This window comes from Nonomuraea sp. NPDC049378 (assembly GCF_055586745.1).
Map to the genome: position 1 here is coordinate 21,499 of NZ_JBVJHP010000032.1, position 26,161 is coordinate 47,659.

Annotated in this window: 27 protein-coding genes; 15 read left to right on the top strand and 12 right to left on the bottom strand. The window is 70.6% G+C overall.

Annotation, left to right across the window (positions count from 1 at the left end; genetic code table 11):
* Window positions 1–144: 144 nt before the first annotated feature.
* The 3 genes from ACZ6SA_RS44235 (at window position 145) to ACZ6SA_RS44245 (ending at window position 2,591) form a co-directional block, all read left to right on the top strand.
* Entirely contained in the window at window positions 145–720 is a 576-nt protein-coding gene (locus ACZ6SA_RS44235; protein WP_347648222.1) for an RNA polymerase sigma factor, read from the top strand.
* Window positions 717–1,607, top strand: coding sequence for a hypothetical protein (locus tag ACZ6SA_RS44240; RefSeq protein WP_347648223.1), 891 nt, complete (start codon window positions 717–719; stop codon window positions 1,605–1,607). Before ACZ6SA_RS44235 ends, ACZ6SA_RS44240 begins: the two co-directional genes overlap by 4 nt.
* Window positions 1,608–1,748: 141 nt before the next feature.
* Window positions 1,749–2,591 (top strand): SDR family NAD(P)-dependent oxidoreductase, encoded by an 843-nt coding sequence (locus tag ACZ6SA_RS44245; protein WP_347648224.1) that lies wholly within the window; start codon window positions 1,749–1,751, stop codon window positions 2,589–2,591.
* 396 nt (window positions 2,592–2,987) lie between these two features.
* On the opposite strand, the gene ACZ6SA_RS44250 is transcribed toward ACZ6SA_RS44245, so the two are convergent.
* Entirely contained in the window at window positions 2,988–3,956 is a 969-nt protein-coding gene (locus tag ACZ6SA_RS44250; RefSeq protein WP_347648225.1) for a helix-turn-helix transcriptional regulator, read from the bottom strand.
* A 123-nt stretch (window positions 3,957–4,079) separates the two neighbouring features.
* On the opposite strand from ACZ6SA_RS44250, the gene ACZ6SA_RS44255 reads away from it, so the two are divergent.
* The 4 genes from ACZ6SA_RS44255 to ACZ6SA_RS44270 all read left to right on the top strand — a co-directional run bounded on the left by ACZ6SA_RS44255 (window position 4,080) and on the right by ACZ6SA_RS44270 (window position 6,154).
* Window positions 4,080–4,475: a RidA family protein gene (locus ACZ6SA_RS44255; protein WP_347648226.1), complete on the top strand. Its 396-nt coding sequence runs from the start codon at window positions 4,080–4,082 to the stop codon at window positions 4,473–4,475.
* Between the two features lie 125 nt (window positions 4,476–4,600).
* On the top strand, window positions 4,601–5,128 hold the full coding sequence (locus ACZ6SA_RS44260) for a putative GNAT family N-acetyltransferase (RefSeq protein ID WP_347648227.1): 528 nt from the start codon (window positions 4,601–4,603) through the stop codon (window positions 5,126–5,128).
* A complete protein-coding gene (locus tag ACZ6SA_RS44265; RefSeq protein WP_347648228.1) occupies window positions 5,092–5,361 on the top strand; it encodes a hypothetical protein in 270 nt (89 codons plus the stop codon). The genes ACZ6SA_RS44260 and ACZ6SA_RS44265 overlap by 37 nt, the downstream gene beginning before the upstream one ends.
* 607 nt (window positions 5,362–5,968) lie before the next feature.
* Window positions 5,969–6,154, top strand: a complete 186-nt coding sequence (locus ACZ6SA_RS44270) for a phosphotransferase (RefSeq protein ID WP_465835192.1) — start codon at window positions 5,969–5,971, stop codon at window positions 6,152–6,154.
* Here the strand turns inward: ACZ6SA_RS44270 and ACZ6SA_RS44275 are convergent.
* A complete protein-coding gene (locus tag ACZ6SA_RS44275) occupies window positions 6,114–6,569 on the bottom strand; it encodes a MarR family winged helix-turn-helix transcriptional regulator (protein ID WP_347648229.1) in 456 nt (151 codons plus the stop codon). The two genes, ACZ6SA_RS44270 and ACZ6SA_RS44275, sit on opposite strands and share 41 nt — an antisense overlap.
* A gap of 84 nt (window positions 6,570–6,653) precedes the next feature.
* On the opposite strand from ACZ6SA_RS44275, the gene ACZ6SA_RS44280 reads away from it, so the two are divergent.
* Window positions 6,654–7,211, top strand: coding sequence for a YceI family protein (locus ACZ6SA_RS44280; RefSeq protein ID WP_465835100.1), 558 nt, complete (start codon window positions 6,654–6,656; stop codon window positions 7,209–7,211).
* Between the two features lie 156 nt (window positions 7,212–7,367).
* On the opposite strand, the gene ACZ6SA_RS44285 is transcribed toward ACZ6SA_RS44280, so the two are convergent.
* Window positions 7,368–8,522, bottom strand: coding sequence for an FAD-dependent oxidoreductase (locus tag ACZ6SA_RS44285; RefSeq protein WP_465835101.1), 1,155 nt, complete (start codon window positions 8,520–8,522; stop codon window positions 7,368–7,370).
* Between the two features lie 53 nt (window positions 8,523–8,575).
* On the opposite strand from ACZ6SA_RS44285, the gene ACZ6SA_RS44290 reads away from it, so the two are divergent.
* On the top strand, window positions 8,576–9,268 hold the full coding sequence (locus ACZ6SA_RS44290; protein ID WP_347648232.1) for a TetR/AcrR family transcriptional regulator: 693 nt from the start codon (window positions 8,576–8,578) through the stop codon (window positions 9,266–9,268).
* A 114-nt stretch (window positions 9,269–9,382) separates the two neighbouring features.
* Here the strand turns inward: ACZ6SA_RS44290 and ACZ6SA_RS44295 are convergent, their stop codons facing one another.
* On the bottom strand, window positions 9,383–12,613 hold the full coding sequence (locus tag ACZ6SA_RS44295; RefSeq protein ID WP_465835104.1) for a BTAD domain-containing putative transcriptional regulator: 3,231 nt from the start codon (window positions 12,611–12,613) through the stop codon (window positions 9,383–9,385).
* A gap of 152 nt (window positions 12,614–12,765) precedes the next feature.
* On the opposite strand from ACZ6SA_RS44295, the gene ACZ6SA_RS44300 reads away from it, so the two are divergent.
* Window positions 12,766–13,191 (top strand): DUF4267 domain-containing protein, encoded by a 426-nt coding sequence (locus ACZ6SA_RS44300; RefSeq protein ID WP_465835106.1) that lies wholly within the window; start codon window positions 12,766–12,768, stop codon window positions 13,189–13,191.
* 85 nt (window positions 13,192–13,276) lie between these two features.
* Complete coding sequence (locus tag ACZ6SA_RS44305) at window positions 13,277–14,587, top strand: FAD-binding oxidoreductase (RefSeq protein ID WP_347648235.1); 1,311 nt, start codon at window positions 13,277–13,279, stop codon at window positions 14,585–14,587.
* A 62-nt stretch (window positions 14,588–14,649) separates the two neighbouring features.
* Here the strand turns inward: ACZ6SA_RS44305 and ACZ6SA_RS44310 are convergent, their stop codons facing one another.
* The 3 genes from ACZ6SA_RS44310 to ACZ6SA_RS44320 all read right to left on the bottom strand — a co-directional run bounded on the left by ACZ6SA_RS44310 (window position 14,650) and on the right by ACZ6SA_RS44320 (window position 17,052).
* Complete coding sequence (locus ACZ6SA_RS44310; protein WP_347648236.1) at window positions 14,650–15,315, bottom strand: response regulator transcription factor; 666 nt, start codon at window positions 15,313–15,315, stop codon at window positions 14,650–14,652.
* Window positions 15,312–16,460, bottom strand: a complete 1,149-nt coding sequence (locus ACZ6SA_RS44315; protein WP_465835108.1) for a sensor histidine kinase — start codon at window positions 16,458–16,460, stop codon at window positions 15,312–15,314. Before ACZ6SA_RS44315 ends, ACZ6SA_RS44310 begins: the two co-directional genes overlap by 4 nt.
* A 169-nt stretch (window positions 16,461–16,629) precedes the next feature.
* On the bottom strand, window positions 16,630–17,052 hold the full coding sequence (locus ACZ6SA_RS44320) for a hypothetical protein (RefSeq protein WP_465835110.1): 423 nt from the start codon (window positions 17,050–17,052) through the stop codon (window positions 16,630–16,632).
* Between the two features lie 454 nt (window positions 17,053–17,506).
* On the opposite strand from ACZ6SA_RS44320, the gene ACZ6SA_RS44325 reads away from it, so the two are divergent.
* Window positions 17,507–17,713 (top strand): YdeI/OmpD-associated family protein, encoded by a 207-nt coding sequence (locus tag ACZ6SA_RS44325; RefSeq protein WP_465835112.1) that lies wholly within the window; start codon window positions 17,507–17,509, stop codon window positions 17,711–17,713.
* Between the two features lie 82 nt (window positions 17,714–17,795).
* On the opposite strand, the gene ACZ6SA_RS44330 is transcribed toward ACZ6SA_RS44325, so the two are convergent.
* The 3 genes from ACZ6SA_RS44330 to ACZ6SA_RS44340 form a co-directional block, all read right to left on the bottom strand.
* Complete coding sequence (locus ACZ6SA_RS44330) at window positions 17,796–18,653, bottom strand: phosphotransferase (RefSeq protein ID WP_465835114.1); 858 nt, start codon at window positions 18,651–18,653, stop codon at window positions 17,796–17,798.
* Window positions 18,650–18,925: a hypothetical protein gene (locus tag ACZ6SA_RS44335; protein WP_465835116.1), complete on the bottom strand. Its 276-nt coding sequence runs from the start codon at window positions 18,923–18,925 to the stop codon at window positions 18,650–18,652. The genes ACZ6SA_RS44330 and ACZ6SA_RS44335 overlap by 4 nt, the downstream gene beginning before the upstream one ends.
* A 277-nt stretch (window positions 18,926–19,202) precedes the next feature.
* Entirely contained in the window at window positions 19,203–19,427 is a 225-nt protein-coding gene (locus ACZ6SA_RS44340) for a hypothetical protein (protein WP_465835118.1), read from the bottom strand.
* A 62-nt stretch (window positions 19,428–19,489) separates the two neighbouring features.
* On the opposite strand from ACZ6SA_RS44340, the gene ACZ6SA_RS44345 reads away from it, so the two are divergent.
* Together ACZ6SA_RS44345 and ACZ6SA_RS44350 are read left to right on the top strand one after the other, a co-directional pair.
* A complete protein-coding gene (locus tag ACZ6SA_RS44345; protein WP_465835120.1) occupies window positions 19,490–19,825 on the top strand; it encodes a YciI family protein in 336 nt (111 codons plus the stop codon).
* Window positions 19,822–20,091, top strand: coding sequence for a sigma factor (locus ACZ6SA_RS44350; RefSeq protein ID WP_465835122.1), 270 nt, complete (start codon window positions 19,822–19,824; stop codon window positions 20,089–20,091). Before ACZ6SA_RS44345 ends, ACZ6SA_RS44350 begins: the two co-directional genes overlap by 4 nt.
* Window positions 20,092–20,215: 124 nt before the next feature.
* On the opposite strand, the gene ACZ6SA_RS44355 is transcribed toward ACZ6SA_RS44350, so the two are convergent.
* Window positions 20,216–21,199: a tyrosine-type recombinase/integrase gene (locus tag ACZ6SA_RS44355; RefSeq protein WP_465835124.1), complete on the bottom strand. Its 984-nt coding sequence runs from the start codon at window positions 21,197–21,199 to the stop codon at window positions 20,216–20,218.
* Between the two features lie 324 nt (window positions 21,200–21,523).
* Here ACZ6SA_RS44355 and ACZ6SA_RS44360 point away from each other — a divergent pair, with 324 nt between their 5' ends.
* The gene (locus tag ACZ6SA_RS44360) at window positions 21,524–22,828 is read left to right on the top strand and encodes an MFS transporter (protein WP_465835126.1); all 1,305 of its coding nucleotides are present in this window, start codon (window positions 21,524–21,526) and stop codon (window positions 22,826–22,828) included.
* A 196-nt stretch (window positions 22,829–23,024) separates the two neighbouring features.
* Here ACZ6SA_RS44360 and ACZ6SA_RS44365 read toward each other — a convergent pair whose 3' ends face one another.
* Entirely contained in the window at window positions 23,025–26,078 is a 3,054-nt protein-coding gene (locus ACZ6SA_RS44365) for a Tn3 family transposase (RefSeq protein ID WP_465835128.1), read from the bottom strand.
* Between the last annotated feature and the right edge of the window lie 83 nt (window positions 26,079–26,161).

Genomic DNA, 26,161 nt, shown 5'->3' on the forward strand with positions numbered 1-26,161 from the left:
GCCACGGCCGGAGGAGGCGAGACCCGTCGCGACAGGGTCGGCCGGGCCCCTCCACCACCGGGAGACGTTGAGCACCCGGATGTAATAGGTCACCGCCTTTCTGACCAAGAAGGGGAAAGCGGGAGCTACAGGAAGGCACACGGGATGGCCGACAATCCATCGCAGGATCTCCGCAGGACGATGCGGGATCCCGCGGCGTTCGAGGTCTTCTACCGAGGACACGCCGAACGAGTGAGCCGCTTCGTGGCCCGGCGGATGACTGATCCGCACACGGTGGACGATCTCACCACAGAGGTGTTCCTGGCCGCCATCGACACTGCGGCCACCTACCGGCCGGATCGGGGCAGCGAGGAGGCCTGGCTGTTCGGCATCGCGCGCAACGTGGTGGCCTCCGAGCAGCGTAGGGCGGCCAAGGAACTGCACAAGAACGCCAGGGCGGCGGGACAGCGCACGCTGGACGCCGATGACCTCACCCGTCTGGAAGAACGCATCGACGCGGAACGAGCCGTCCGCCCGCTGCTGACCGCCATCGCCGGCCTGCCCAAGAGCCTGCGGGCCGTGGCCGAACTGGTGGACGTGGACGGCCTGTCGGTCGCCGATGCGGCGACCGCGTTGCGCATTCGCGTCAGCACCGCCAGGGTCCGGCTGCACCGCGCGCGCCGCCGGCTCATGGCCGACCCGACCGGCCTCCCTGAATCCATCTTGGAAGGATCGTCATGAATGAGACTCTTGCCGGGTTCGAACAGCGCCGGCTGGCCGAACTCAAGGACCACATCACCGCGCGGGCTGCGGCCGCGCGGAACAGGCGGCCACGCCGCCGGATCGCTCTCGCCGTAGCGGCCGGAGCGGTGGCCGCCACCGTGGCCGCCGTGGCCACCGTCACCTCCATGGGAGGCGGCGACACCGCCTATGCCGTCACCAAGGACTCCGACGGCATCGTCTATGTGACGGTACGCGACTTCCGCGACGCGAAGGGATTGAGCAGGCAGCTCGCCAGCCTGGGCGTCCCGGCCCTCGTCGACTTCGTCCCCGCGGGCCAGAAGTGCAGGGACGAACGGGGGACCTCCGTGAAGGACATCCCGCGCGGCCTGTACCACCCGCCGACGAAGATCCCCGGCGACAAGGAGGGCCAGGGCTGGCGGATGCAGATCGACACCAAGCTGTTCAAGCCGGGCCAGACCTTCGTCTGGACCCTGGAGGTCGATCCCGTCCACGGATGGTCCGGCACCAGCACCATCCTCATGCACGACCCCGTGGCGCCCTGCGTGCTGGTCCCCGACGACACGTGGCACAGCGTGCCCGCTGCATTCCCGTGGCAGACCACGTCTCTGGAGGGGTACGAGGTGGCCGGGAAGACCGTCGGCGAGGTCCGGCCGGAGATCGCCGAGCGCGGCCTCAAGGTCACCTATCTCATCACCGAGCCCCATCCCGACAGCGACCGGTTGCCGCCCGAAATGGCGCGCAACGTCCCCTACGTCATGTACCCGAATAAGCAGAACACTCCGGTCGGCGAGGACTGGTTCGTCTGGCAGGCGGACGAGCCGCAGCGGGGCACGATCCGGCTACTGGTCACCCGCAAGCTCAACGACCAGGTCGCTCAGGAGTGACACGCCGCAAGCGTGTGGTGGCGCACATCACACGACCGCACTGTCACAAGGATCGCGCCGCCGGTGACTCATGGTCGTCAGGACGCCGCGCGATCGATCCGCGCGGCGTGACCGCCACACCATGAAGATCGGAAAGACACCATGAGCAAGGTCTGGTTCGTCACCGGTTCGTCGCGCGGCCTCGGCCGTAACTTCGTCGAGGCCGCCCTGTCGCGCGGCGACAAGGTGGCCGCCACCGCCCGCACCACCGCCGGCCTGGACGACCTGGTCGCCGCCCACGGCGAGGCGGTGCTCCCGCTGGAGCTGGACGTGACCGACAAGGCCGCCGTCTTCGACGGTGTGCAGCGGGCCGCCAAGCATTTCGGCCGGCTCGACGTCATCGTGAACAACGCCGGCTACGCCCAGGTCGGCGCAATCGAGGAGCTGACCGAGCAGGACCTGCGCGACCAGCTGGAGACCAACCTGTTCGGCGCGGTGTGGGTGATCCAGGCCGCCCTGCCTTACCTGCGCGAGCAGGGCTCGGGCCACATCATCCAGCTGTCCTCCGCGGCCGGGCTCCTCGCGATGCCGCTCGGCGCCGCCTACTGCGCCTCCAAGTGGGCCCTGGAAGCGGTGAACGAATCCCTCGCCCAGGAGGTCGCCGAGTTCGGCATCAAGGTGACCGTCATCGAGCCCGGCGGCTTCGCCACCAGGTCGGGCAAGAACCCGGACCCGCTGGACAACGGTCACATGGCCGAGGCCAACCCGATCTACGACGGCCTCCGCCAGCGGCTCGCGGGCTTGACCGGCAAGCAGCCCGCGGGCGACCCGGCTGCCGCGGCACAGGCGCTCCTCACGCTCGTCGACTCCGACGCCCCGCCGCTGCGGGTGCTCTTCGGGCAGGGCTTCTACCCGATGGTCCAGCAGGCCTACGCCGACCGGCTCAAGACCTGGGCCGACTGGCAGGACCTCTCGGCACAGGCGCACGGCCCGCTGGATCGGTGACCCTCCCGTGGCGACGATGGCGCGCAGGGTGTCGGGGAAGTCGCGACACAGCGTCGCCGTGCCCACGCCCGCCTCTTGGCGATGCGCTCCAGGTGCGCGTCCAGTCCCTCCTCGGCGAGACGCTCACCGCAGCCGTAATGATCTTCTCCCGGTTGCGTCGCGCGTCGGCTCGCAACGGGCGTGGCGCATGCCGCCGGAGCCGTCATCGACGTGACGCGCCGTGCGGACCTGAAGCTCCTCACGAACACGGCGGTCCATCAGTACCGAGGCGCTGCGGCAGGAGTCGGGGCCTGACCTGCGGGTCACCCTCGTCTCCCCCGGGTTCACCGACACCGAGGGGGTGGGCAAGGCGCGCTCTGGCCCCGAGCGGTCACGGCAGCCCGCTGACTCGCTCAATCAGCCCGCGTAGCGGGTGGCGATCGCGGCGGCGCGGTTGCGCAGGGAGGTGCGCAACCACTGCGGGGCCAGGGCTTCCGCGCCCGTGCTGAGCTGCCACAGCGCCCATTCGGCGTGCCGCGCGTCCTGGAAGGACACCTCCAGCCGCAGCCGGCCGTCCACGTCGGCTTCCTCGGTGTGGACGGCCACCGCGGTGCCCACCAGCTCCTCCCGCCGCCCCGGGTCCACGCGGACCAGCACGGTGACCTGGTCGCCGCCGGTCCGGAACCGCGCGCTGCGGTCCTGCCAGGCCCGGTCCAGATCGACCCGGTCCGGTCGCTGTGCCGGTTCGGAGAGTTCCTCGGCGGCCAGGACCCGCGACAGCCGGTATGTGCGGTCCGCGCCGGACCTCGTGGCCAGCAGGTAGCCCCGGTCGCGCACGGTGACCAGGCCGATCGGGTCCACCGTGCGCCACTTCGGGGTCTGGTCCACCGCCGCGTAGCGGATGCGCAGCCGGTGTCCGGCGAGCACCGCGCGCCGGACCTCGGCCACTATCGCGTCAGGCACCTCCTCCGCGACCATCCGGCGCGAGAGCAGGTCGGTCTCCGGATCGATGAGCAGTCGCTCCGCCGCGCCGGCCGCGGTGTTCCTGTAGCTCTCGGGCAGCGCGTCGACCACCTTGAGCATCGCCGAAGCGAGCGCCGAGCCGAGACCGAACGCCTGCGCGCCGCGCCGCGATCCGGCGATCAGCAGGGCAAGGGCCTCGTCGTGGTTCAGCCCGGTGAGCTCGGTACGGAACCCGGGCAACAACGCGAACCCGCCGTGCCGGCCGCGTTCGGCGTAGACCGGGACGCCGGCCGCGGACAGCGCCTCGACGTCGCGCAGCACGGTGCGGGTGGACACCTCCAGCTCGCGGGACAGCGCGGCCGCGGACAGCCGGCCGTGTCGCCGCAGCAGCAACACCAGCGAGACCAACCGGTCGGCGCGCATACGAAGAAGTTATCGGAATACACGACAAAGGATGTCGTGATTTGCCGGGAGGCTTGTCTCCGCGGGCCACCCGGGCCGGTGTACGTCCCTGCTTTCGATGAAACGAATGGAGCTGATGCGGCAATGGTGCGAACGGCAGTCAACCCGTGGGCGTGGTCGGTGGAGATGGGGTACAACCAGGGCGAGATCGTCTCCGGGCACACCCGGACGCTCTACTGCGCCGGGCAGACCGCGATGAGCGGCGACGGCAAGCCCCAGCATGACGGTGACATGGCGGCGCAACTGGCGCTGAGCCTCGACAACCTGGAGGCCGTCCTCGGCGAGGCCGGCATGTCCCTCGCGGACCTCGTCCGGCTCAACGTCTACACCACCGACGTCGATCTGCTCTTCCAGCACTACGGCGTGCTGGCGTCGCGGTTGGGCGCCGCCGGGGTGGCGCCGGCCACCACGATGCTGGGGGTGACACGGCTGGCGATCCCCACCCTGATGGTCGAGCTCGAAGGGACCGCCGTCGGGTGATGCGACCCCGCCGTACGTCGAGCGGCAGGTGGGCGTCCGCCCTCCGTTCCAGTACTACGGCGCCAGCACGTAACTACACAGATCACCCGATGCGCCGCGCCTGTTTACCCGGCCACGCTCGAAGCATGACAGCCACCTACCCGCTGCGGACCATCGCCGCCCACGAGCTCGACGCGTGGGCCCGCATGATCACCACGACCTATGGTCAGGACTGGCACGAGGTCGGCCTCAGGAACGCCGCCTCCTCCATCGAACCCGGGCGCACGCTCGCCGCCTACGACAACGAGGAGATCGTCGGCGGCGCGTCGATCTACGGCCGCTTCGGGTACGGCATCGCCAGCCACGTGGCGGAGATCCGGGGCGACAAGAAGGCCATGGCCCTGCGGCCCGGCACCGACCTCGGAGACGGAATGATCCGCCTGCTCGGCCGCCAGGAGGCCCGGCCGCTGCTGGGGAAGGTCTACGACACCGCACGCCGTGCCGCGGCCGGCTGGGTCGATCGTACCGAGAGGTTCTGGGAGGCCGCCTGGCCGACGGCGAGCGCGCCCGCGACGGCGGCACGGAGCTGCGCTTCGCCCTGCACACCGAGCCCGGGGGCGAGGTCACCGGGCTCGGTGTGCAGGGCTATGACGGTGCCGTCGACGAGCCGCTGAAGCACCTGCTGACCGACCCGCGCGCGGCCCGCACCAGCGTGATCGACAACCTCTGGGTCCGCCTGGTCGACGTCGGCCGGGCGCTGGCGGTGGGCGGCACCACCCTGTCGTCCCTGGCGGCGGCGGGGCGGGTCGAGGAGCTACGCTCCGGCGCGGTGACCGCCGCCTCGCTCGCCTTCCGTGGAGAGCGCGAGCCCTTCCATCCCTCGGGCTGGGCCTTCCCCGCCTTCTGACGGGCGCGTTTCGAGACCGAGGACGTCGCCTCGCACGCGCGCCGAAGCGCATCACATCTGTTCCAGGTTGCGAACCCCTGCGCGGACGCCGCCATCCGCCCTCCGCCGGCGGTAGCCGCCTCAACCTCCAGCCGCCGGCCCGGCATCCGGACTCGTTCCTCGGTATCTCTCACGCAGAAACGGCATTCCTCATGCAGCAAGCGAACGCACCTGTCATCTCCGCTCCTCCCGACGGGCGCGCGGGTATCACCGCGGACCTGGTACGCCAGTTGATCGCGGCCCAGTTCCCCCAGCGGGAGGACCTTGCGATCGTCCCGGTGCCGGTGGACGGCCACGACAACCGGACCTACCGGCTGGGCGAGAGCACGGTCCGTCCGCCGACGGCCGAGGGCTACGTGTTGGCTGGAGGGCGAGACCGCCCATCCGTCGCGAATCGACGATATGCCGTCATTCGCCGTGCAGGTGGCCGAGTTCGTCCTGGCGATGCGACGCCACAGGCGGACCGCCGGCGGGCGCGCACAGTTTCTACCAGGGCTCCTCACTGACCCATTACGACGAGGAGACCCGCCGGTGCCTGGCCGCGCTGGAGGATCACCTCAACACCAGACTGGCCGCCGAGGTGTGGCGGGCGGCCATCGATTCGAGCTGGGAGGGGGACCCGGTGTGGTTCCACGGCGACATCGCTGAAGGGAACCTGCTGGTCGCCGACGGCAGGCTCGCCGCCGTCACCGACGTCCTGTCCGACCTGTGCCCTACTTGGTGTCGGTCAGGTGCTTCAGGAGGGTCTCGCTGATATCGCCCAGCTGCCGGATCTGTTCGGGCGACAGGAGGTCGATGAGGTGGGTGCGCACGCTCTCCACGTGGAGGGGGGCGGCGGCCTCGAGCGCGGCCTTTCCCTCGTCGGTGAGAATGGCGAGCCAGCCACGCCGGTCGTCCGCGCAGTGCTCCCGGCGTACCCACCCGGCCTGTTCCAGCTTGTTGATCGCGTGCGAGATGCGGCTGGGCTTGGAGTGGGTCCAGTGGGCCAGCTCGCTCATGCGCATGGTCCGGTCCGGGGCCTCCGACAGCAGGACCAGGAGCTCGTAGTAGGTGGGCGGCATGCCGGCCCCAGCCTGAAGGTCGCGTTCCAGCCGGTCGGTCAGCAGACGGCTGGCCCGGCCGAAGGCCCGCCAGGTGCGCTGTTCGTCGTCGGTGAGCCATCTCGTCATGACCTCATCGTACGCAATAGTTGCGCGCTGAAATACGCTGTGATGTAGTGTCGAACTGAATTATCCAGTACTGAACTACTTTGGATGGAGCACGTCGTGTACCCCAGCGAGCTCAGCGGCACCTACACCATCGACCCGGCGCACAGCCGTTTCGGCTTCGTGGCCCGCCACGCGATGGTCACCAAGGTGCGAGGCAGTTTCCCCGTCGTCGAGGCCACCGCCCACCTGGACGCCGCCGACCCGTCCGCCTCCACCGTCCGCGTGAAGCTGGACGCCGCCGGCGTGAACACCGGCAACCCGCAGCGTGACGGCCACCTGCGCACCGGGGACTTCCTCGACGCCGAGACCCACCCGCACATCACCTTCACCAGCACCGGCGTCAAGCACATCGACGACGCCCGCTTCGAGGTGACCGGCCGGCTGACCATCCGCGGCGTCACCCGCGAGATCACCATCCCGCTCGAGTTCGCCGGCACCGCCGTCGACGCCCAGGGCTTCACCCGGGCCGGCTTCGAGGGCAGCACCATGATCAATCGCAAGGACTACGGCGTCAGCTTCAACGCCGTCCTGGAAACCGGCGGCGTGATGATCTCCGAGGAGATCACGCTCGAGTTTGACCTGTCCGCCGTCAAGAACGCCTGAAAGCCCCCACATGCCTGCTCTATAAGAACGTCTTCGGAGCGATCACCATGACCAACGCGGAACGCTCCCGCCGCAGCTCGTCGCCGCACCCGTGACCTCCCCCGAACGGACCAGATGCACGGTCACATGGTGCTGCTGGGATCTCGCGTGCGGGGGTCAGGATGGCTGGACCTCGTCGAAGACGGCGAGGGCTTCGGTGGGGTCCGGGCTCACGAGGCGTTCCAGACCGGCCGCCGTGATCTCAGCCCATCTGCCGGCCCGTGCCCACATCTGTTCCTCGAAGGCGCGTACGGTCTCGTCCAGATCGCCGGTGGCGGTGGCGACGGCTTCGGCGAGTTCGGCACCTTCCAGCATCGCGAGGTTCGCGCCCACCCCCAAGGGAGGCATCAGGTGGGCGGCGTCGCCCAGCAGCGTCACCCCGGGAACGTGGGCCCAGGTGTGGAACACGGGCAGGACGTGGAGGGGGCGGTGGACGAAAGCGGTGCCGTGGCGCAGGAGGTCGAGGACGGGAGCGGCCCAGCCGTCGTACAGAGCCAGCAGGCTTGATCGCATGGCCTCGACGTCGGCCAGGTCCAGGCCCGCGCGCCGGTTCAAGCCCAGGTGCCGGTCCGGATCCGTGTGCCAGTCGAGGGGCGCGCGGAACCGGGCGTACACCTTGACGTGGCCGCCGCTGTTGCGCTGGGCGACGAGGGCGCGGTTCGCGCCGTACACGGCCACGGAACCGTCGCCGATCAGCCGGGCGAGGTCGGGGTGCCGGGTGTCGACGTCGTCCAGGGAGGTCTCGACGAGGGTGATGCCGGTGTAGTGCGGCGTCGCGGACGAGACCGCCCGGCGAACCCGGGACCAGGCGCCGTCCGCGCCGACCACGAGGTCGTACGTCTCCTGCCGCCCGTCCGCGAAGCGGACCAGCACGCCGTCCCGGGTCCCCGGCTGCACTTCCGTCACGCCCCGCCCCCACTGAACGTCCAGGGGGGCGAGCAGCAGGTCCCGCAGCTGTCCGCGGTCGATCTCGGGATTGGCCAGGTCATCCGGGCGCGGTTGCCAGTCGCGAAGGACGGTCCCGTCCGTGTCCAGGATGCGCATGGCCTGCCCTTCGGGACGGGACAGCGCCTGGAACTCCCCCAGCAGCCCGGCCTTGTCCAGCGCGAGCTGGCCCAGGTTTTCGTGCAGGTCCAGCGTGCCGCCCGGAGGGCGGGCGTCGGGGGCGGGATCGCGTTCGAGGACGGTGACGGGGTGATCGTGACGGTGCAGGACACGGGCGAAGGTAAGCCCGGCGGGGCCGCCTCCAATCACGGCGATACGATGTCTCATGTCGATACACTGTATTGCTCCGATACAATGTATCGCAACAGTACGATGTATTCATGACTGTGTGGGACCGTCCGGAGCCACCGACTCGCCCCGCGCCGCTCGACCGGGAGCGCATCGTCGCCGCCGCCATCGCGCTGGCCGACGAGGGCGGGCTGGAGGCGGTGTCGTTGCGCAAGGTCGCCGCCCGGCTGGAAGCCGGCCCGATGCGGCTGTACGGATACATCTCCACCAAGGAGGAGCTGTTCGACCTCATGGTGGACGAGGTCCATGCCGAGATCCTCCCCGAGGACCAACCCGGCGACTGGCGGGAGGCGCTGCGCGTTCTCGCCGGCCGCACCAGGCAGGCCGCCCTCCGTCACGAATGGCTGGCCGACCTGCTCGGCGGCCGTCCGTCCCTGGGCCCCAACGCCCTCTCCGTGACCGAGGCCACGCTCGCCGCCTTCGACGGCCTCGCCGACCTCGACACCGTCATGCGCGCCGTGGAGACCGTCAGCGCCTACTTCACCGGCGCGATCAGGCGCGAGATCGCGCACCTGCGGGCCGAGCGCGCCACGGGCCTGTCCGAGCGCGACTGGCAGCGCAGCTCCGGCCCGCATGTGATGAGGATGCTGGCCACGGGACGTTTCCCGGCGCTGGCCAGGGTCGTGCACGACGGCACGGACGTGGACGCGGAGACGTCGTTCGCGACCGGCCTGGACTGGGTCCTCGACGCCGTGGCCGCCAAACTCGGCCGGCCGCCGGCATGAGGATCTCCACGTGACATCCGCGCCGCCAGGGCATCGCGGCCTGGCAGGTGTGGCAGCTCGGGCCGCACCTGGCGGCGACGAACCGCCCGAAGGTTCCGTCCGGGCTTGGCCTGGTCAGAGGTGCGCGCGGGCCGAGGCGGACCAGTGGGGGGCGTTCCAGCGGTCGGCGATGGCGGCGGCCTGGGCGAAGTGGGCGGCGGCCTCGTCGTCGCGGCCGAGGAAGAGGGCGAGTTCGCCGAGCGTGTGGGCGACCGGACGCAGCGCCAGCGACAGGCTCCCCGCACCGGCCGGAGGCCCGTCGCGATGGGGAAGCAGGTCCGCGTAGCACTCCTCGGCGGCGCCGGTGTCGTTCAGTGCGATGACGGCCATGGCGCGCAGGGTGGTCAGGAAGGTGAAGAAGAAGTCGGGCCGGATCGGTCTCGGTGATGTGCGGGCCCGGCGTGCCTCGTCGCCACGGCCGGCGGCGTGGAGGGCGAGCGCGAGCAGGTCGGCGACCATCGGGCCGAGCGCCTCGTGCAGAGCGCGCACGTCGTCCAGGTGGTCGCCGAGCGTGCCGTCGTTCAGCCGGATCGCCGCCAGCGCGAGGCCGACGAAGCCGGCGTGCACCGATCCGGCGCGTTCCATGCGTTCGGTGGCCTCGACGTAGAGGCGCTCGGCGTCGGCGAACCGGCCCTCGATGAGCACCAGGGTCGCCAGCGCGATCTCGACGGCGCCGATCGCCTCCGGCATCCGGTAGGCGCGGGCGAGGTCGAGCGCCTCCCCGGTCACGCGGCGCATGGTCGCCGGGTCGTTGGCCGTGGCGGCGTTCGCCGCCTGGCTGAGCAGCCCGGTCACGCGGTAGACGGGCAGGTCGTGCTCGACGCCGATCTCCACGAGCTCGCGGGCGTACTCCTCCCGCCCGGGGTCGCCGGCGAGGACCAGGAGCGCCGCGGCCCGGAGGCGCGGATCGGTGGCAAGGCCGAGGGCTTCCCGCGCCGCAGCCATGACCGTCGGACCGTCCTCGCCCACCAGCTCGTTGGCGTACGCGATGAGGAGGCGGGACCGCACGTCGGGGGCGAGACCGGTCCGCTTGAGCAGGCGGCTGAGGCGGCCGACGACGGGACGGTCGACCGTGCCGTACGTGCGGGCCTGCCAGGGGGTGGGTTCGGTCCAGGCGGTGAACGCGGCGATCATCAGGTCGTCGCGGCCGATCGACTCGGCGTACTCCACGGCCTTCTCGCGCGTGTCCTTGGCCGCGGCGACGGCCCCGGCCCTGATCTGCGCCCGGAGCAGCCTGCCGAGCAGGTCGACGCGCTCGTCCGGTTCGCTGGAGTTGGCGACCGCGTCGGTGAGGAGGGCTGCCGCCACGTCGTGGGCGTAACGCGCCTCGGCCAGCTCGGCGGCCCGCACGCAGTAGCCGACGGCCTTCGGCGATCCCGCTCGCGCATGGTGATGGGCGAGCGCCGCGACGTCGCCGGTGCCCTCAAGGGCGGCGGCGATCCGGGCGTGCATCCTCGCGGCCCGCAACCTGCTGACGTCGGCGACCAGCGTGTCCCTGACCAGCGCGTGAACGAACCGGACGCGCCCGGGGCCGGGCTCGTCGAGCAACCCGGCGATGACGCCCGCGTCCAGCGCGTCCAGCACGCCGTCCCCGTCGGAGTCGGCGGCCCGCACGAGCACGTCCACCGAACTTTCCCGGCCGGCCACCGCCGCCAGCCGCAGGACGGACACGCCGTTCTCGGGGAGCCTTGCCAGCCGGCGCCGCAGCACGTCCCGTACGCCCTCGGGGACCTCGGAGAGCGCGACCAGCGCGCCCTCGCCGTTCAGCAGCCGCGCGCTCTCCCGCACGTAGAACGGATTGCCACCGGTGCGCTCGGCGATCCCCGCCACCGTCGCGTCGTCGGCCTCGCTTTCGGCCCGTACGAGCTCGGCCACCGCCGCGCAGTCGAGCCCGGGCAGCGCGATCCGGAGCGGCGCGGTGCGGGCGAGCGCACCCAGCGTCTCGGTGAGGTGCTCGCTCTCGTCCGGGCGGTACGCCGCGACGACCAGGATCGGGGCCCGCACGCCGACGCCGCCGCCGAGCAGCCCCAGCGTGGTCGTGTCCGCCCAGTGCAGGTCGTCCAGCACGACGGCGACCGGCTGTTCCGTGGCGGCCGCCGCGAGCCGGCCCCAGACGGCCCGGCGCAGCCGGAACCGCCCGGCGGCGGCGTCGCTGTCCACCGGCATGGAGTCGGAGAGCAGCGGCGCCAGGTCTTCCGCGAACTGCCCCAGAGGGACGGCCGCGGCGACGGCCCGCAACGCCTCGACCCACGCCCACGCGGGTGGCGCGCCGTCGACCTCCGGACAACGCCCGGCGGCCACGAGCCAGCCGTCGCGCTCCAACCGCGCGCCGAGGTGCTCCAAGAGCGTCGACTTGCCCAGCCCCGCTTCCCCCGTGACAAGAGCGACGCGCGCCCCGTCGGCGGCAGCCTCCCCGGCGGCCGAAACCAGCGCGGCAAGCTCGACCTCCCGCCCCACGAACGAGGCAGCACGATGCAGGGTCGCAGCGTGCGAGGGCGTGGCTTGTGTGGGTGTGGACGCGGTGGCCGCGGGTGGGGGGACGGCCGCGCGGAGGATGTCGATGCGCTGGTCGAGGATCGCCTTTTCCAGGGCGACCAGGTCGGGGCCGGGGTCGAGACCGAGTTCGTCGGCGAAGGTGGTGCGGGCGCGGCGGAGCGTCGCCAGGGCGTCGGCCTGGCGGGCGCTGCTCCACAACGCCAGGGCGTGCAGGCGCCAGCCCTCTTCGCGCAGAGGCGCGTCGCGGGTGAGGCGTTCGGCCTCGGGGACCACCGAGGCGAGGTCGCCCGCCCGCAGGCCCGCCGCGACGTGGAGCTCGCGGGCGACCAGGCGCAGCTCGTTCAGGCGGGCGGTCTCGGCGGCGGCCCACGGCTCGTCGGCGACCTCGGCGAACGCGGGTCCCTGCCACAGGCCCAGCGCCTCTGCCAGCCGGGCGCGGGTGGCCCGAGGCTCGGCGAACGTGCGGGCCTCGCCGAGCAGGTCCTCGAAACGCCACGCGTCCACCGACTCGGGCGGCAGCCGCAGCGTGTATCCGGGGGCGGCGCTCACCAGGAGGCGGGCCGGGGTTCGGGGCGGGCGGCCGGGCTCCAGCAGCCGGCGCAGGTTGGAGACGTACGCCTGCAGGGAGGCCAGCGCACGGGACGGCGGCTCGCCGCGCCACAGGTCCTCGATCATCCGGTCGACCGGCACGACTTGTCCGCGCGCCGCGACCAGGAGGGCCAGGACGCCGCGCTGCCGAGGCCCACCCAGGGGGACGGACTCGCCGTTGACCTCCGCGCCGAAAGAGCCCAGAACCCGGATGAAGACCATGACGTGGAACATCGTACGCGCGCGGGTGTTCCACATCGGTTCCAAGTGCCTTCCAAGCGCCAGGGAGCAGCCTTGACGCCACGCCCGCCGCATCAGCCGGGTCCGCGCCGCCTGACCAGGCCCGAACGACAAGACTCGCAAGGAGAAGAACGATGTCGCTGAAGAAGATCAACACCGTCCTTGCTGCCGCCTTCATCCTCTTCATCCTCTGGTTCGGGGTGGAGTTCGTCCTGCGCCCCGAGACGATGGCGCCGGGCTTCGGCCTGCCGAGCTGGCCGTCCGGCGACGGCGACGGCTTCCTGATCATCAAGGGAATCCGCGACGTCGTCCTGGCCCTCGTGCTGGGCATCCTGCTGGTGACGGGCCACCGCCGGGCGCTGGGCTGGGCGCTGCTGGTGGAGGCCTTCGCCGCGTACGGCGACATGACCACCGTGCTGGCCCACCACGGCTCGGTGGCCACCGCGCTCGGCGTCCACGGCCTGACCGCGACGCTGATGGTCGTCAACGGCCTGCTGATGATGCGCGAGACCCGCAAGGTCGCGGCCGCTCCGGCGGCGCCCGCCCCGCAGCCCGCCTGACGCCACCCTGGCGCGTGTCGGCGTCGGTCAGGGCGCAGTACGGTGTTCCCCCACTTCTTTGAGAACTCGAATAAGGGAGACGACGATGACGGTCAACGATCTGCGCGGTGTCCTCAAGGGGCGCGTGCTCCTGCCCGATGACGACGGCTTCGAACAGGCTGCCACCGCGTGGAACCTGACTGTCAGGCAGCCGGTGGCGGCCGTGGCGGAGGCCGCGGATGCCGAGGACGTGGCGGCGCTCGTGCGTTACGCGCGGCGGGCGGGCATGACGGTGACCGCGCAGCCCAGCGGGCATGGCGCCTCCGGTGACGTGGACGGCCTGATCCTGCTGCGTACCGGCCTGCTGAAGGAGGTGGAGGTACGCGCGGAGGAGCGCGTGGCCCGGGTGGGCGCGGGCGTGAAGTGGGGGCAGGTGCTGGCCGCGAGCGGCCCGCTGGGCCTGACCGGCCTGTCCGGCAGCGCGCCCGGAGTCAGCGTGACCGGCTACACCCTGGGCGGCGGGGTCGGCTGGTTCAGCCGCAAGTACGGCTTCGCCTCCGACAGCGTGCGGGCCGTCGACATCGTGGACGCCGACGGCGAGCCCGGCCGGGTGACCGCCGAGTCCGACCCCGAGCTGTTCTGGGCGCTGCGCGGCGGTGGCGGGGACTTCGCGGTGGTGACCGCCCTCGAACTCGAGCTGTATCCCGTGCCGGTCCTCTACGGCGGGCGCGTGATCTGGCCGGAGCACCGGACCAGCGAGGTGTACGACGCGTTCCTGGAGATCACCGCCGAGGCGCCGCGCGAACTCAGTGTCTGGATCAACCGGTTCCAGCCCCCCGGCGCGGCGCCGATGGTCACGCTGGATCTGGCCTACCTGGGTGAGGCGGCTCAGGGGGAGGATCTGCTGGCGCGCATCGACAAGATCGAGGGCGCGATCTCCGACAGCCGCGGCGTCGTCCCGATCGCCGACCTGGGTGACATCACCGCCGAGCCCACCGATCCGGCCCCATCCATCGCTCGTGCGGAACTGCTCACCGGCCTGGACGCGGACGCGGTGGAGCTCCTGCTGGCCAAGCCGGTCGAACCGCTCATCAACGTGCAGATCAGGCACCTGGGCGGGGCACTCGCGGAGCCGGGCGGCGGGGCCGGCGCGAGCGGCACGGTGGCCGAGCCGTACCTGCTCGGCCTGCTGGGTCTCGGCCTGCCGCAGGCGGCCGATGCGACGCGCGCCAAGCAGGCCGACATCGTGGCCGACCTGGAGGCCTACACCAGCGGCCGCAAGCCGTACACCGTACTGTCCCCCGGCGAAACGGCGGCGGAGTCCTTCTCCCCCAGCGCGCTCGCGCGACTGCGCCAGATCAAGCGGGCCCGTGACCCGCACAACGTGTTCCGAGCGAACTACCCGGTGCTCGGATAGATCGGTTCCAGCAGGTCACAGCCCCACCGCCCACCGGGGTGGCGGGGCCGCAGGGCGCGATGTCACGCGCCGGGCCGTATCAGGCCGCTCTCGTAGGCCAGGATGACCAACTGGACCCTGTCGCGCACGTCCAGCTTGGCGATGGCCCTGGTGATGTGGGTCTTGGCAGTGAGCGGACTGATGATGAGGCGCTCGGCGATCTCGTTGTTGGAGAGTCCGATCGCCACGAGCTTGACCGTCTCCAGTTCCCGGGAGGTGAGGGCGGCCAGCCGCTGCCCGGCGCTGGGCGTGAGGTCCTGCCGGTGGGCGAACTGCTCGATGACGCGCCGGGTCACGCCCGGCGACAGGAGCGCGTCCCCGCCGGCGACGGCGGCGACCGCCCGGCGGAGCTCGGCGGGTTCGACCTCTTTGGTGAGGAAGCCGCTGGCTCCGGCGCGCAGGGCGGCGAAGACGTGTTCGTCGGTGTCGAACGTGGTGAGGATGATGACGCGACAGTCCGGAGTGGTCGGATCGGCGACGATGCGGCGTGTGGCGGTGATCCCGTCGGTGCCCGGCATGCGGATGTCCATGAGGATCACGTCGGCGTGGGTGCTCGCGGCCAGCCGTACGGCTTCGTCGCCGTCCTGGGCTTCGCCGACGACCGTGATGTCCCGGGAGCGGGCCAGCAGGCTGCGGAAGCCGGCCCGTACGAGTGCCTGGTCGTCGGCGAGAAGCACCTTGATCGTCATGCCGTCGAGCCTGCCACAGGGATGTCGGCCCGCACGGCGAAGCCGCCGCCGGGGACGGGTCCTGCGGTGAGCGCGCCCCCGAGTGCGCTCACCCGCTCGCGCATGCCGGCCAGGCCATGGCCTTCGGTGACATCGGCGCCGCCCGGGACGCTGCGGCCGTTGTCGGTGATCTCGACGGTGATCGAGCGAGGCTGGTAGCCGATCGTCACCTCGGCCTTGCTCGCCCCCGCGTGCTTGAGCGTGTTGGCGAGGGACTCCTGTACGACGCGGTACATGGCGATGGCGGTGATGGCGGGGACGGCCGCGCGGTCGCCGTGCTCGTCGAGGGTCACCTCAAGCCCCGCGGTACGGGCGTCGGCGATGAGGGTGTCCAAGGAGGCCAGATCCGCCTGGGGTGCGGTGTCGCCGGGATCTTCACGCAATATTGTGATGAGGGAACGGAGGTCGGTCATCGCCCGGTTCCTGACGTCCTTCGCCAGGCGTAGCGCCGCGGCGGCCGCTGCCGGGTCCTCCTCCAGAGCGTCGGCGGCGACATTGAGCTGCACGCCGACGACGGCCAGCGTGTGGGCGATGACGTCGTGAACCTCGTGCGAGACGCGCAGCCGTTCCTCGGCAGCGTGCGCACGGTTGTCGGTTTCGCGCAGCCGCTCGTGCCAGCGCATCGCGGCGGCGTAGGTGAGGCCCGCGGCGATGAGGATCGCCAGGAGCAGCCCTTCCCCCGCGACGTGGATCAGGTAGCGGGTCGCGTTCGTGTCCAGGATCCAGTGGGCGTCGACCGCGGAGTAAACCAGCTGGGCCAGGCCGATCGCGGTCACCCAGCGTACGCGTGGTGTGGTGGCGGCGGTGAAGTAGGCGACCGCGGCCGGCCAGATCCAACCGGCGGGAGACCAATGTCCGGTGAGGTGATAGACGAAGATCCCACCGATCGACAGCAGCAGCACGGTCATCGGCCAGCGGCGTCTGACCAGCAGGAGTGCTCCGAGAAGCAGCCCCAGGGGGATAGGGCCCTGCCAGGGGGTGTGCACCCCGGTGGCGAGGGCTACGGCGACGAAGAAGACCAGAGTGAGAGCAGCGAGCGTGACATCGGTGATCCGGGCGAAGTGCCGGACAGGCGCGGGTCCGCGTCGTGGTGACGGCTCGGCCATGCGGAGGCCCTTTCTCGAGGGGTGACCGGTGTGACGCCGGGCCGGGGCGTACCGGACGGCGTCGCCCAGGTGCTCACATGGGCGACGCCGTCGGCATGTTCTTTCCGTAGGCGATCAAGGACTGCGGAGGCTCCGGATCTGTCTACCAGCCCGGGTGGGCAGGTCCGGATCAGACGTGGGTGACCAGGAGGGTCACGCCCGCCTCGCCGCCACAGTCGACGAGAACAGGACCGACGCCGTTACCGATCTTGGGCGCGAGAGTCGCCTTGGCCACGAATCCCTTCGGGCTGTCCTCCACGATGCGGATGTTCTGTAGCACCGGGTGCTTCCTGTCGAGCCCGGCAAGCACGGCCTTGAGCCCCTTGCCGCCGCCGCAGTGACCGGTGATCGTCACCTCCTCGCCGCGCCTGGTGGTGGGATTGGGGCTGACCCGAACCACCGCCCTGGCGCCCTTCGGCGGCTTCGGCGCGGCCATCGCAGCGGTGGCCGTGCTCGCCGTGCCGGCCTGGGCACCAGCCGGGGCGCCGGCCCATCCCAGCAGACCGGCCGTCAAGCTCAGCCCGGCGATCGCAGTCATCGCTTTCTTGCTCATGGCGATTCCTCCCGTTCTCATCCGGCTATCTCGCCGAGAAACGCTAGGCCGGGCCGTACCGGGATCGCGTCGTCCGTTGATCGTCACTTGACCTTGCACCGTTCGCTGTACGCATTACACCGAAGGGAGCAGGCCTCAGGCCTCAACCCGGCAGGGACTGGCAGGGCTTCGGGGTGGGCACGTCCAGGCAGTCGCGCCGGGCATGACGTGGGAGGCCGCAGCTGGCCGCCGTGGGCGTGCCGGCCGCCCGGTCGCCCGCTTCACCCGTGGCCCGCGCAGCACTCCGTACGTGCCGACCGCCCGCGCCACGACGGATCAAGGGCGTCACCATGAGCACAGGCCCGCTGTTGTCACTCCGTTGCATGTGCTGCTCGGGTAGCAGTCCGCAGGAGGTCTCGCCAGCCGGGAGCCCGCGCGAGGTCTGCGGGATGCCTCGCCCGGCAACACGCGGTGGATGCCGACGGGCGAGGCTCTGTCCGATTCGAACCGCGCTGCCTGCGACCGCCTGGCCCGCAGCCGCAGGCGCGAGCACGTGCTCGCCGTCGAAAGCGCGAAGAAACCCGAGACGCGCGTACGGCGGATCGAAAAGGCCTTGGCAGTGCTGCGGGACCGGGGTCGTCCGTGCACTCACGGCTCGCCCGGCACGACCGTGGACACGTGACCGGACCGGCCCGGCACAAGGCCGCCGCTGGTCGTCCAGCCGCGTTCGTGGACGACCTCAGGGGGCGCGGTGGGGGCGCCGCTCAGCGGCCGCCACCGGCGGCGTGCTCCCGGCGGTCGAGGGCGGCCTGCAGCTGGGCGAGCCACTCCCGGCCCCTTCCGCGCCCGTCGGGGAGTTGGTCGTCGCGGTCCCAACGCCAGGACACCACGAGGGCGAGGCTGAGGATCCGGCAGTCGGCGAGCAGCTCGGAGTCGGCGCCCGGGTAGTGCGCGGCGACGTCCTCCGGAGCATGCGCGAGGTCGAACTCGACGGGTCCGCGGCAGACGGTCTCCAGGTCGATGAAGAGCGGTCCGTCCGCGGTGGCGAGCAGGTTGCCGGGGTGCGGTTCGCCGTGCAGGAGCTGTTGCCGCGCGCCGCGGTCCAGGATCGCGCGGCTGATTCCGTGGAGGGTGTCGGTCAGCAGGGCGCGTTCCGCGGCGCCGAGGTCCGGGCTGACGGCGGGGTCCTCGACCACCCGGAGGGCGTCGGCGACGCGGTCGGTGAAGTGCGGTGTGGCGAGGTCGAGGCGGCGCAGGCCGGCGTGCAGCCGGGCCAGGGCGTCGGCGTAGGCGGCGGGCGGGTGGTTCTCGGGTGCGGCGGTGGGCTCGTAGTAGGTCCAGAGGGTGACGGCGAAGCCGTCGCGGACATGGACGCGGGGCTCGGCTCTCGGATCGAGCCCCGCCACCGGGCTGCCGGTCCCGGCGAGACGCCGGGCGATCTCGACCTCGAAGTCGAGGCGGTGCGCGAGGGGCGCGACCCGGGCGAGCACGCCGCTGGGCCGCAGCCTGACGGCGATCCGGTTCGAGTTGTGCAGCACAGCGGCGTCGTCGGCGCCCAGACCGTACTCGGCGGCCGTGTCGACGGCCGCGGCCACCGCCCGCGGGATCTCGATGTCCTTCATGCCTTCGCTGCCTCTCCCTGCCGGAGTTGACGTGCGGCGCGGGCCCTCGGGACGGCGGCCGGCCGCGGCGAGGGTGGACGCGAGCGCGTCGGCCTGCTCGGGAGGGCGCGCAGCAGCGGGAAGGGTTCGAAGCGGCGGGCGTCGTCGGTGTCGATGCCGCCGAGGTCGTCGGCGACGCGGTCGCAGGTTCGTCCGGTGGGCGGCCGGCGTTGCGTCAGCGCCCGTGTGCGGTCGACCGCTTCCTGGAGGAGTGCGAGGGGTCCGTCGGTCACGTCTGTATGCAACACCACCCGGTCGGTTCCGCGCATTCGGTTTATTGCCGATCGACGGGCACCCGTCGTGGGGCTGGCCGGGAGCGTTGACGACGTCAGCGGCTGGCGGCGGCACAGCCAACCGGAGGAGGATCGCTTCGACGCGCTCGTCACGCGGGACGGCGAGGGCTTCGCCCTGATCACGTCCCGCCATCCACTCGATTCGGTCTTCACCCCGAGCACGGCTTGTGGGAGGTGCGGGGCGCCCGTCCCGGCAGCCCGTGGAAGCCGGCGCGGCTCAGTCGTCCAGTGCGGTGAGGGCGGAGTTGACGTGGACGCGGCTGCGCCGGGCCGGGCCGTCGCGCAGCAGCCACATGCGATAGTCGTGCACCGCCCAGTCCCGCGCCTGCCGCTCGGCGAGGGGATCGGCCGCGTAGGTGGCGGCGTGATCGGACAGCCAGGACAGGAACATGCGCACCCGGGAGCGGTAGGTGCGCCGGGTCTCGGCCGACAGCGGCGGCATCGGAGATCGTTGGCAGAGGTGTGGCGTTCGAGCGGATCGGGCGGGTCGGGCATAGTGGCCTCATGAAGTACGTGTTGCTGATCTGTGATGATGAGAAGGTGTCGCCGTCCATGGAGGAGATTGCGGTGGACCCGGCGTATCGGGCGTATGGGGCGGAGGTGGATCGGCGGGGAGCCATTATCGGTGGTGCGCGGTTGCGTCCGGTGGCGGATGCGACGACGGTCCGTGTCCGTGATGGGGAGACGCTGGTGTCCGATGGCCCGTTCGCGGAGACGAAGGACTTCATCGGCGGTATTGACATCATCGAGTGTGCCGATCTGGACGAGGCGATCACGATCGCGGCCCGGCACCCCTACGCGAGCCGGGGTTGTGTCGAGGTCCGCCCGGTCTGGGAATGACCACGCCGGAGGCGGTTCGTGCCGCGGTCGATGCGGCGTATCGGGACGAGTGGGGCCAAGTGGTCGCCACACTGATCCAGCTGACCGGGAACTGGGACCTGGCGGAGGACTGCGCGCAGGACGCCTTCGCCGCCGCGTTGGCGACGTGGGGGCGTGATGGCGTTCCGGCTCGTCCGGGTGCGTGGCTGACGACGACGGCACGTCACCGGGCGACCGATCGGCTGCGGCGGGACGCAACGGGGGCGGCGAAGTTGGGGTGCCGGTAAGAAACGTGTCATGAGCCCCAAACGAGGTGCTCGCGGGATTGAACAGGGTTTCGAGGTGCCGCCCGAGTTGGAGTCGGAGAAGGGCGGTGCCGCCCCGTGGCTAGCCGAGCTGGCTCTTGAGCCGTCAGGGATTGCGGGTACGGCGGCGTGCGGCGGGGTCGTGCTCGGCGGTGATGCGGGCGGAGGTCTCCTCGCCGAGGCGCACGTAGCGGCCGAGGCTGGCCAGGTGCTGGTGGCGGGACTTGGCCTGGAGTTCGGGGGCGGTGCGACCGGCTGCGGCCAGGTGGGTCAGCGCCGAGTGGCGCAGCTGGTGCAGCGTCCAGCCGTCACCGTGCGGGTCGAGCTCGGCCGAGTCGGTTTTGAACAGATATTCGGCGCGCGGATAAGACAGTCGGCCACGGCCGGTTACGGGGCAGATGTCGGCGGCCGCGGGCGCGCGCCGGCCGGAGGCGGGGGCACGACGGTCGGCCAGGAACACTGGCCCGCGCGTGCGGCCAGCGAGCAGGCGGGGCAGCAGCCGGGCGGTGGCGGTGGCCCAGTGCACGTACTCGATGGCGCCGCCCTTACTGGTGACGCGGGCGCGGCGGAACTCCAGGTCCAGGTCCTCGACGTTGAGGGACAAGATCTCCTCTGCCCGGGCGGCCGTCTCGTAGAGGAGACGCCATAGGAGCCGTTCCCGCAGCGGGTGGCGGTCATCGGTGAACAGTTTCTCCAGCCGGGTGGCGGGGATGGCGCGGTCGCCGCGGTGGTTGGTCTTGCGGCGTAGGAGGCGGCGGGCCGGGTTGGTGGCCAGTAGGTCCTGGCGCTGGGCCCAGGTGGTGAAGGAGATCAGCGCGGACAGGTGCCGGTTCCAGGTGGCCGCCGCGGCGCTGTCCCAGGCGGCCATCACCGCGGCGTAGTGGTCGCAGTCGAGGTTGGCTACGGGGTGGTGCGGACCGACGGTTGCGGTCAGCCGGGCCAAGGTGCGGGTGTAGCCGGCGCGGGTGGTGGCGGCGTCGAGTGAGTCGAGAAACCTCTCGACGGCGCCGGCGACGGTCTGCACTTCGGTGAAGTGGCCGGAGGGCATGGCGGAACTGGACGCGCCGCTGGGGAAGGCGACGACCGGCATGACCACCTCCACAGAGCCGATGTGACAGATAACACTATCGAGTCGGCCCGGCTGGGGCGAGGAGCGAGCTGGCCAAAACGCGGCCCGCGAGCGCCAAGTATGACAGGTAATACCAATTCCCTGTCGCAGGTCTTTATGGGTCCGCTGCCGACTTGGAAAGCACATGTGCCCCCACCCGGTTCTATTCGGTAGACAGTGCCATCTCCGGTAGGTATCTTCTCCGGGTCCCGCCCCACCTGTCCGAATCCGGAACCGGCGCAGCCTTCGCTCCGAAAGTGGCGCCTCAGGCCAGGTGACTGCCCCCGCAGCCAAGGAAGACGCTTCGTGACCGACATCGTCCCACTGCGCAAGAACGTGCGTTTTCAACTGCTGTGGGTCGGTAGCGCGGTCTCCCAGTTGGGTTCAGAGCTCACCAGGCTCGCCATGCCGCTGCTGGTGCTGGCGCTCACCGGCTCGCCTGGGTTGGCGGGCATCGTCGCTGGAGCCCGCACCGTCGCTTTCGTTGCGGTCCAGATGCCGGCCGGCGTCTGGGTGGACCGGTGGGACCGCCGCCGCACGCTCATCACTGCTCAGGGCCTCCAGGCGGTTGTCTCCGCGCTGCTGACAGCGCTCATCATCACCGGTCATGTACAGGTCTGGCACTTCATCACGTTGGCAGTGCTGGACGGGCTGTGCGCCGCGTTCGTCGGTCCCGTCCAAGACACGGCGATCCGCGGCATCGTCCCCTCGGGCCAACTGCACAGTGCCTATGCGCAGGAGGAGGCCCGTACCCACGCGGCCGGGCTGATCGGTCCTCCGCTCGGTGGCCTGCTGTACGGCCTGGGGCGAGCGCTGCCCTTCGTCGTCGACACCATCACCTTCCTTGTCGCCACGCTCTTCTACGCTTTCGCCAAGGTGCCGCGCCGCCCGGTGGACGAGCCGCAAACCGCTACACGAGATGATGGCGAGGAGCAGCGGCCCATCCGGCGTAGCATGCGCCGGGAAGCGGCTGAGGCCATCGCATGGCTGTGGCGCCAACATGGCCTGCGGGAGGTCACCGCAGCGGTAATGATCCTCAACCTGCTAGGCGGAGCGTTCCTCATCCCGCTGATCGTGCTCGTCGGCGAACGCGGCGGTGACGCGCGTATCACCGGCACGGTCCTGGCCGGCCTCGGTATCGGCGGGCTTGCCGGTGCGCTGCTGTCGGGCCGCATCAGCAGGCTCCTGCCTCCCGGCAGACTGCTGCTGGCCGTCGTGACGGTCTTCGGTGCCGCGCTGGCGGCCACGGCACTGCCCTGGGGGGCGTGGTGGCCGATGGTCCCGTTGGTGTTCATCACTTTGTCGACGCCCTCACTGAACGTGGTGATGAACGTGGTGGTCGCGCGAATGGTCCCGGAAGCGATGCTCGGCCGGATGGGCGCGGTCTTGAGCATGGGTGGGACGGCGCTGAAGCCCCTCGGGCCAGTCCTCGGCGGGGCACTGGCCGCGGCACTGGGCGGCGCGACGGCACTCATCGTGCTCGGTGGACTGCTCGGCCTGACCGCCGCTGTAGCCGCGCTCAGCCCAGAGTTGCGCCACTTCACCGGAGAAGCCTCCACAGCCGGAGACGACACTTCAACCGATGACAAGGCCCCGCGCGCGCCCGCCTAGTGTCAATTGATGACGGTCGCTTTCCGGTCATGCTGGCTCGTAGCAGTCGAGGAGTCGTCGTAGTGCGAGGTCCCGTCATCGGCCGCACCGCCGTCATCGTCGAGCCCTCCGCCCCTGCGAAGGCCCCGCCGACACCGCTCTCGTCATGACCACCACCGCCCGGGGCGAGCCCGAGGACACCCGTTCATGTTCTTCATCACCTGCCTCCTTCCGGCGGGCCGCCCTGCTGCGGAGCCGGCACGACGCCGCCGAGTGGCAGGCGCTTGGCCACGTCCAGCCGTACCTCGCCGTAGGGCTGGACATGCTGCCAGAACAGTGGGGTCAGTCCGCGCCGGTCGGCGGGCTTGAGCAGCTCAGCCCACTTCGGCTCGGCCAGAACGTCCTGGAGCATCAGGGTGTTGATGTACACGAGCGCGGCCTGCAGGATGCGCAGGCACAACACGCTCATCTCCAGTTCCTCGCGCCGGTTGGTGGCGATGTCGCCGCCCTTGCCGTAGAAGATGACGCTGTTGGCGCCATTGGAGGACTCCACCACGTTGAGCCCTTCCTGAATCTCCCGCTGGAGCTCGCGCAGACGGAGGTAGCGGGCGACGAAGATGGTCTTCTGCGCGCGGCCGACCTCCAGCATGGCCTGGTAGGTCGGGTGGGAGGCGGACTCGGTGAAGCGGCGCAGGATGGCCTCGGTGGAGGCGGTGCCCTGCTTGATCGCGGTCGCGTATTTGATCATCTGGTCGTAGTTCTGCTCGATCAGGTCCCAGCGGATCGGCCGGGTCATCGCCGGTGTCAGCCGGGGGTACAGATCACTTTCGCCGCTCTCCACCCTGTACAGCTTGACCTTGTTGATCTGCTTGATGCGCGGCAGCAGGTCAAAGCCCAGGAGCCTGGTTACGCCGAACCCGATTTCGGTCTGGCCGTGGGAGTCGACGTAGTTGCCCTCGACCTTCATGGTGGTGCCGTGCCGGACCGCGCCCTCGATCATGGCGTGCACTTCCGAGGCCGAGGCGCGCAGGGTCTGGGAGTGCACGACCATGGACCCGCGTTCGATGTGCCAGTAGATGAGGATGCCGCGGCCTCCGTACCGGGAGTGCCACTCGGTGAAAATATTCTGATCGTAGGCGCGCACGTGCGTGGAGTCGGAGGCGACGGTGGTCGTCCCCTCGCCCCACAGCGCCACGTCCCGGGCGGTGAAGGTGGCATTCGCGATGGCGATCGCGATGTCGGTGGCGACCTGCGGGGTCAGGTAGCGGCGCCGGACGTAGCGGATGTCGTCCTCGCTGTGGGCATGGCCACCGGAGGCCACGGCCCGGATCCCGGTGTTGGTGCCGTACCCGAAGATCGCGAGCATCAGCCGCTCGGCCAGGACCTCGGGCTTGAGGCTGGAGCCACCCACCACCGAGGTGACCGTCTTCAGGCAGCCGGTGCGCAGCACCGCCTCCTTGAGCATGTCGATCAGCGGGACCGAGCCCCAGCGCCGGCTCACCTCGTTCTTGATCCGGCGCAGGTTCCGCGGCTCATCCGCCGGGCCGAGCTTCGTCAGCTTGATCGCGCCGGACTTACGTTCGGAGATCGCCAACCAGTCCAGCTTCGGCAGCGCGGTGTCGAGCGCCTCCAGCTCGGCGCGCATCTCGGCCTTCAACTCGGCGATGAAGTCCTTCGGGTCCAGCGGCTTGCGCAGCTCGGCATAGTTCTCCACACGACGGGCGGCGAAATCCTTGGGCAGGTCCTCCTCCGGGTCGCGGAAGGAGTGAGCGCCGACCACCCAGATCTCCTTGCACCGCAGGGCCTCGCGCAGCGCCTGGAAGGTGACGATCTCATACACCATCCGCACCACCCGCCGGCGGCCGCGCTTGTCGTTCTTGAACACCAGGTCCTCCCACTCACCAGCCGTGCCGCGATGCTCGGGCACCGTCTCGCCGCGCGGGTAGTAGGTGGTGTTGCCCGCCTTGGCGTAGCGGCGAATCAACTTCAGCGCTTCGATCACCGGTTGGAAGGCGGTGTTGTTGCTCTTGAACTCCAGGGTGTCCAGCAGCGCGATCAGGCCGCGCCGGTAGTGGTTGGTGTAAGAGGCGCGCAGCGTGGTCTGCACCGTGGTCCGGTAGGCCGGGCCCTTGGCCTTGAACTCGTGCACCAGATCCTTGAGCGTCTGCTCGCCGCCGCTGACAGCCGGGAAGATGACCTGGCGGACGGAATCGTCGGGCTGGCCAAGCGCGGCGTCGGCGACCTTGAACAGGATGTTCTCCTTGCCGGTCACCCGCTTGAACGCGTTGATCAGCTCCTTGGTCACCTTGCTGTCGGCCCGCGCCTTGATCCGATGCACGGTGGCGATCAGCAGCTCCACCAGCGCGTCGGTAATCTCCCGCTCCCGCTCCTGGACCAGCGCCGCCAGCAGCAGCACCGTCAGCTCGCGCGGATGCGTGCGCATGTGCGAGGGCGCCTCCACTGTTGCCCGGGCCCGCCAGGCGGCCAGCACCTTGGGCGCCACATCGGCGAACAACCCTGGCGGCAGTTCGATCGAGCGCGCCGCCGCCAACTTGCGGATCTCGGTCATCATCGACTCCAGGCTCACATTGCCCGGCGCGGACTTGATCAACGCCAGCAGGTCGGAGTCGATATCGTCGTCGTCCTCGGCAGGAGTCTCACCCGTGGGTTCTTGACGGTCACCGGCCCCCTCGCTCACCGCATGGCTCGCATCGTCGATGCCGACCAGCGCGTAGATGCGCTGCGTGGTCTCGGGACTCAACCGGGAGGCGATCCGCACCGACCAGGCGACCTCCGCGTTGTGCAGGGCCGAGGCCACGATCCGGGAGATCCGCCCAGGCGTCGGCGGTTCGACCCGCTCCTCGCGCAGATGCTTGAGCAGCTCCTCCCGGACCCGTTCAGGCCGCCGCTCGGCGTGCGCGACCTCCTCGGCCAGCCACACCGCCAGCTTCGTCGCGTCCTCCGTCGTGCAGATGCGAAAGCCGAGGTGCGTACGGATCTGATGGCGGTGGTACTCGATCGTGGAGCCGGACCACTCGTAGAAGCCGAGCTCCGAGGCAGGAACCCGGACCTGCTTGGCCACGTGCTCAACCACGTCTTCCGGCACCTCTGAACGGCCACGCGGGAACCTGCCGTGCTGCGTGTAGAACTTCAGCAAGATCGCGAAGCCGAGTCGAGTGGCATCACGCTTTCCGGCGATCAGGTCACGCTCTTCGTCCAGGATCGTCCAGTGCTCGACCAACTCGTCGATGTGCATCAGGGGGTGTTTCATGACCAACCAGCATTGACCAGGCAAGTCACAACAAGATCAACGCCGTTTGGGGCTCATGACACGTTTCTTACCGGCACCCCAAG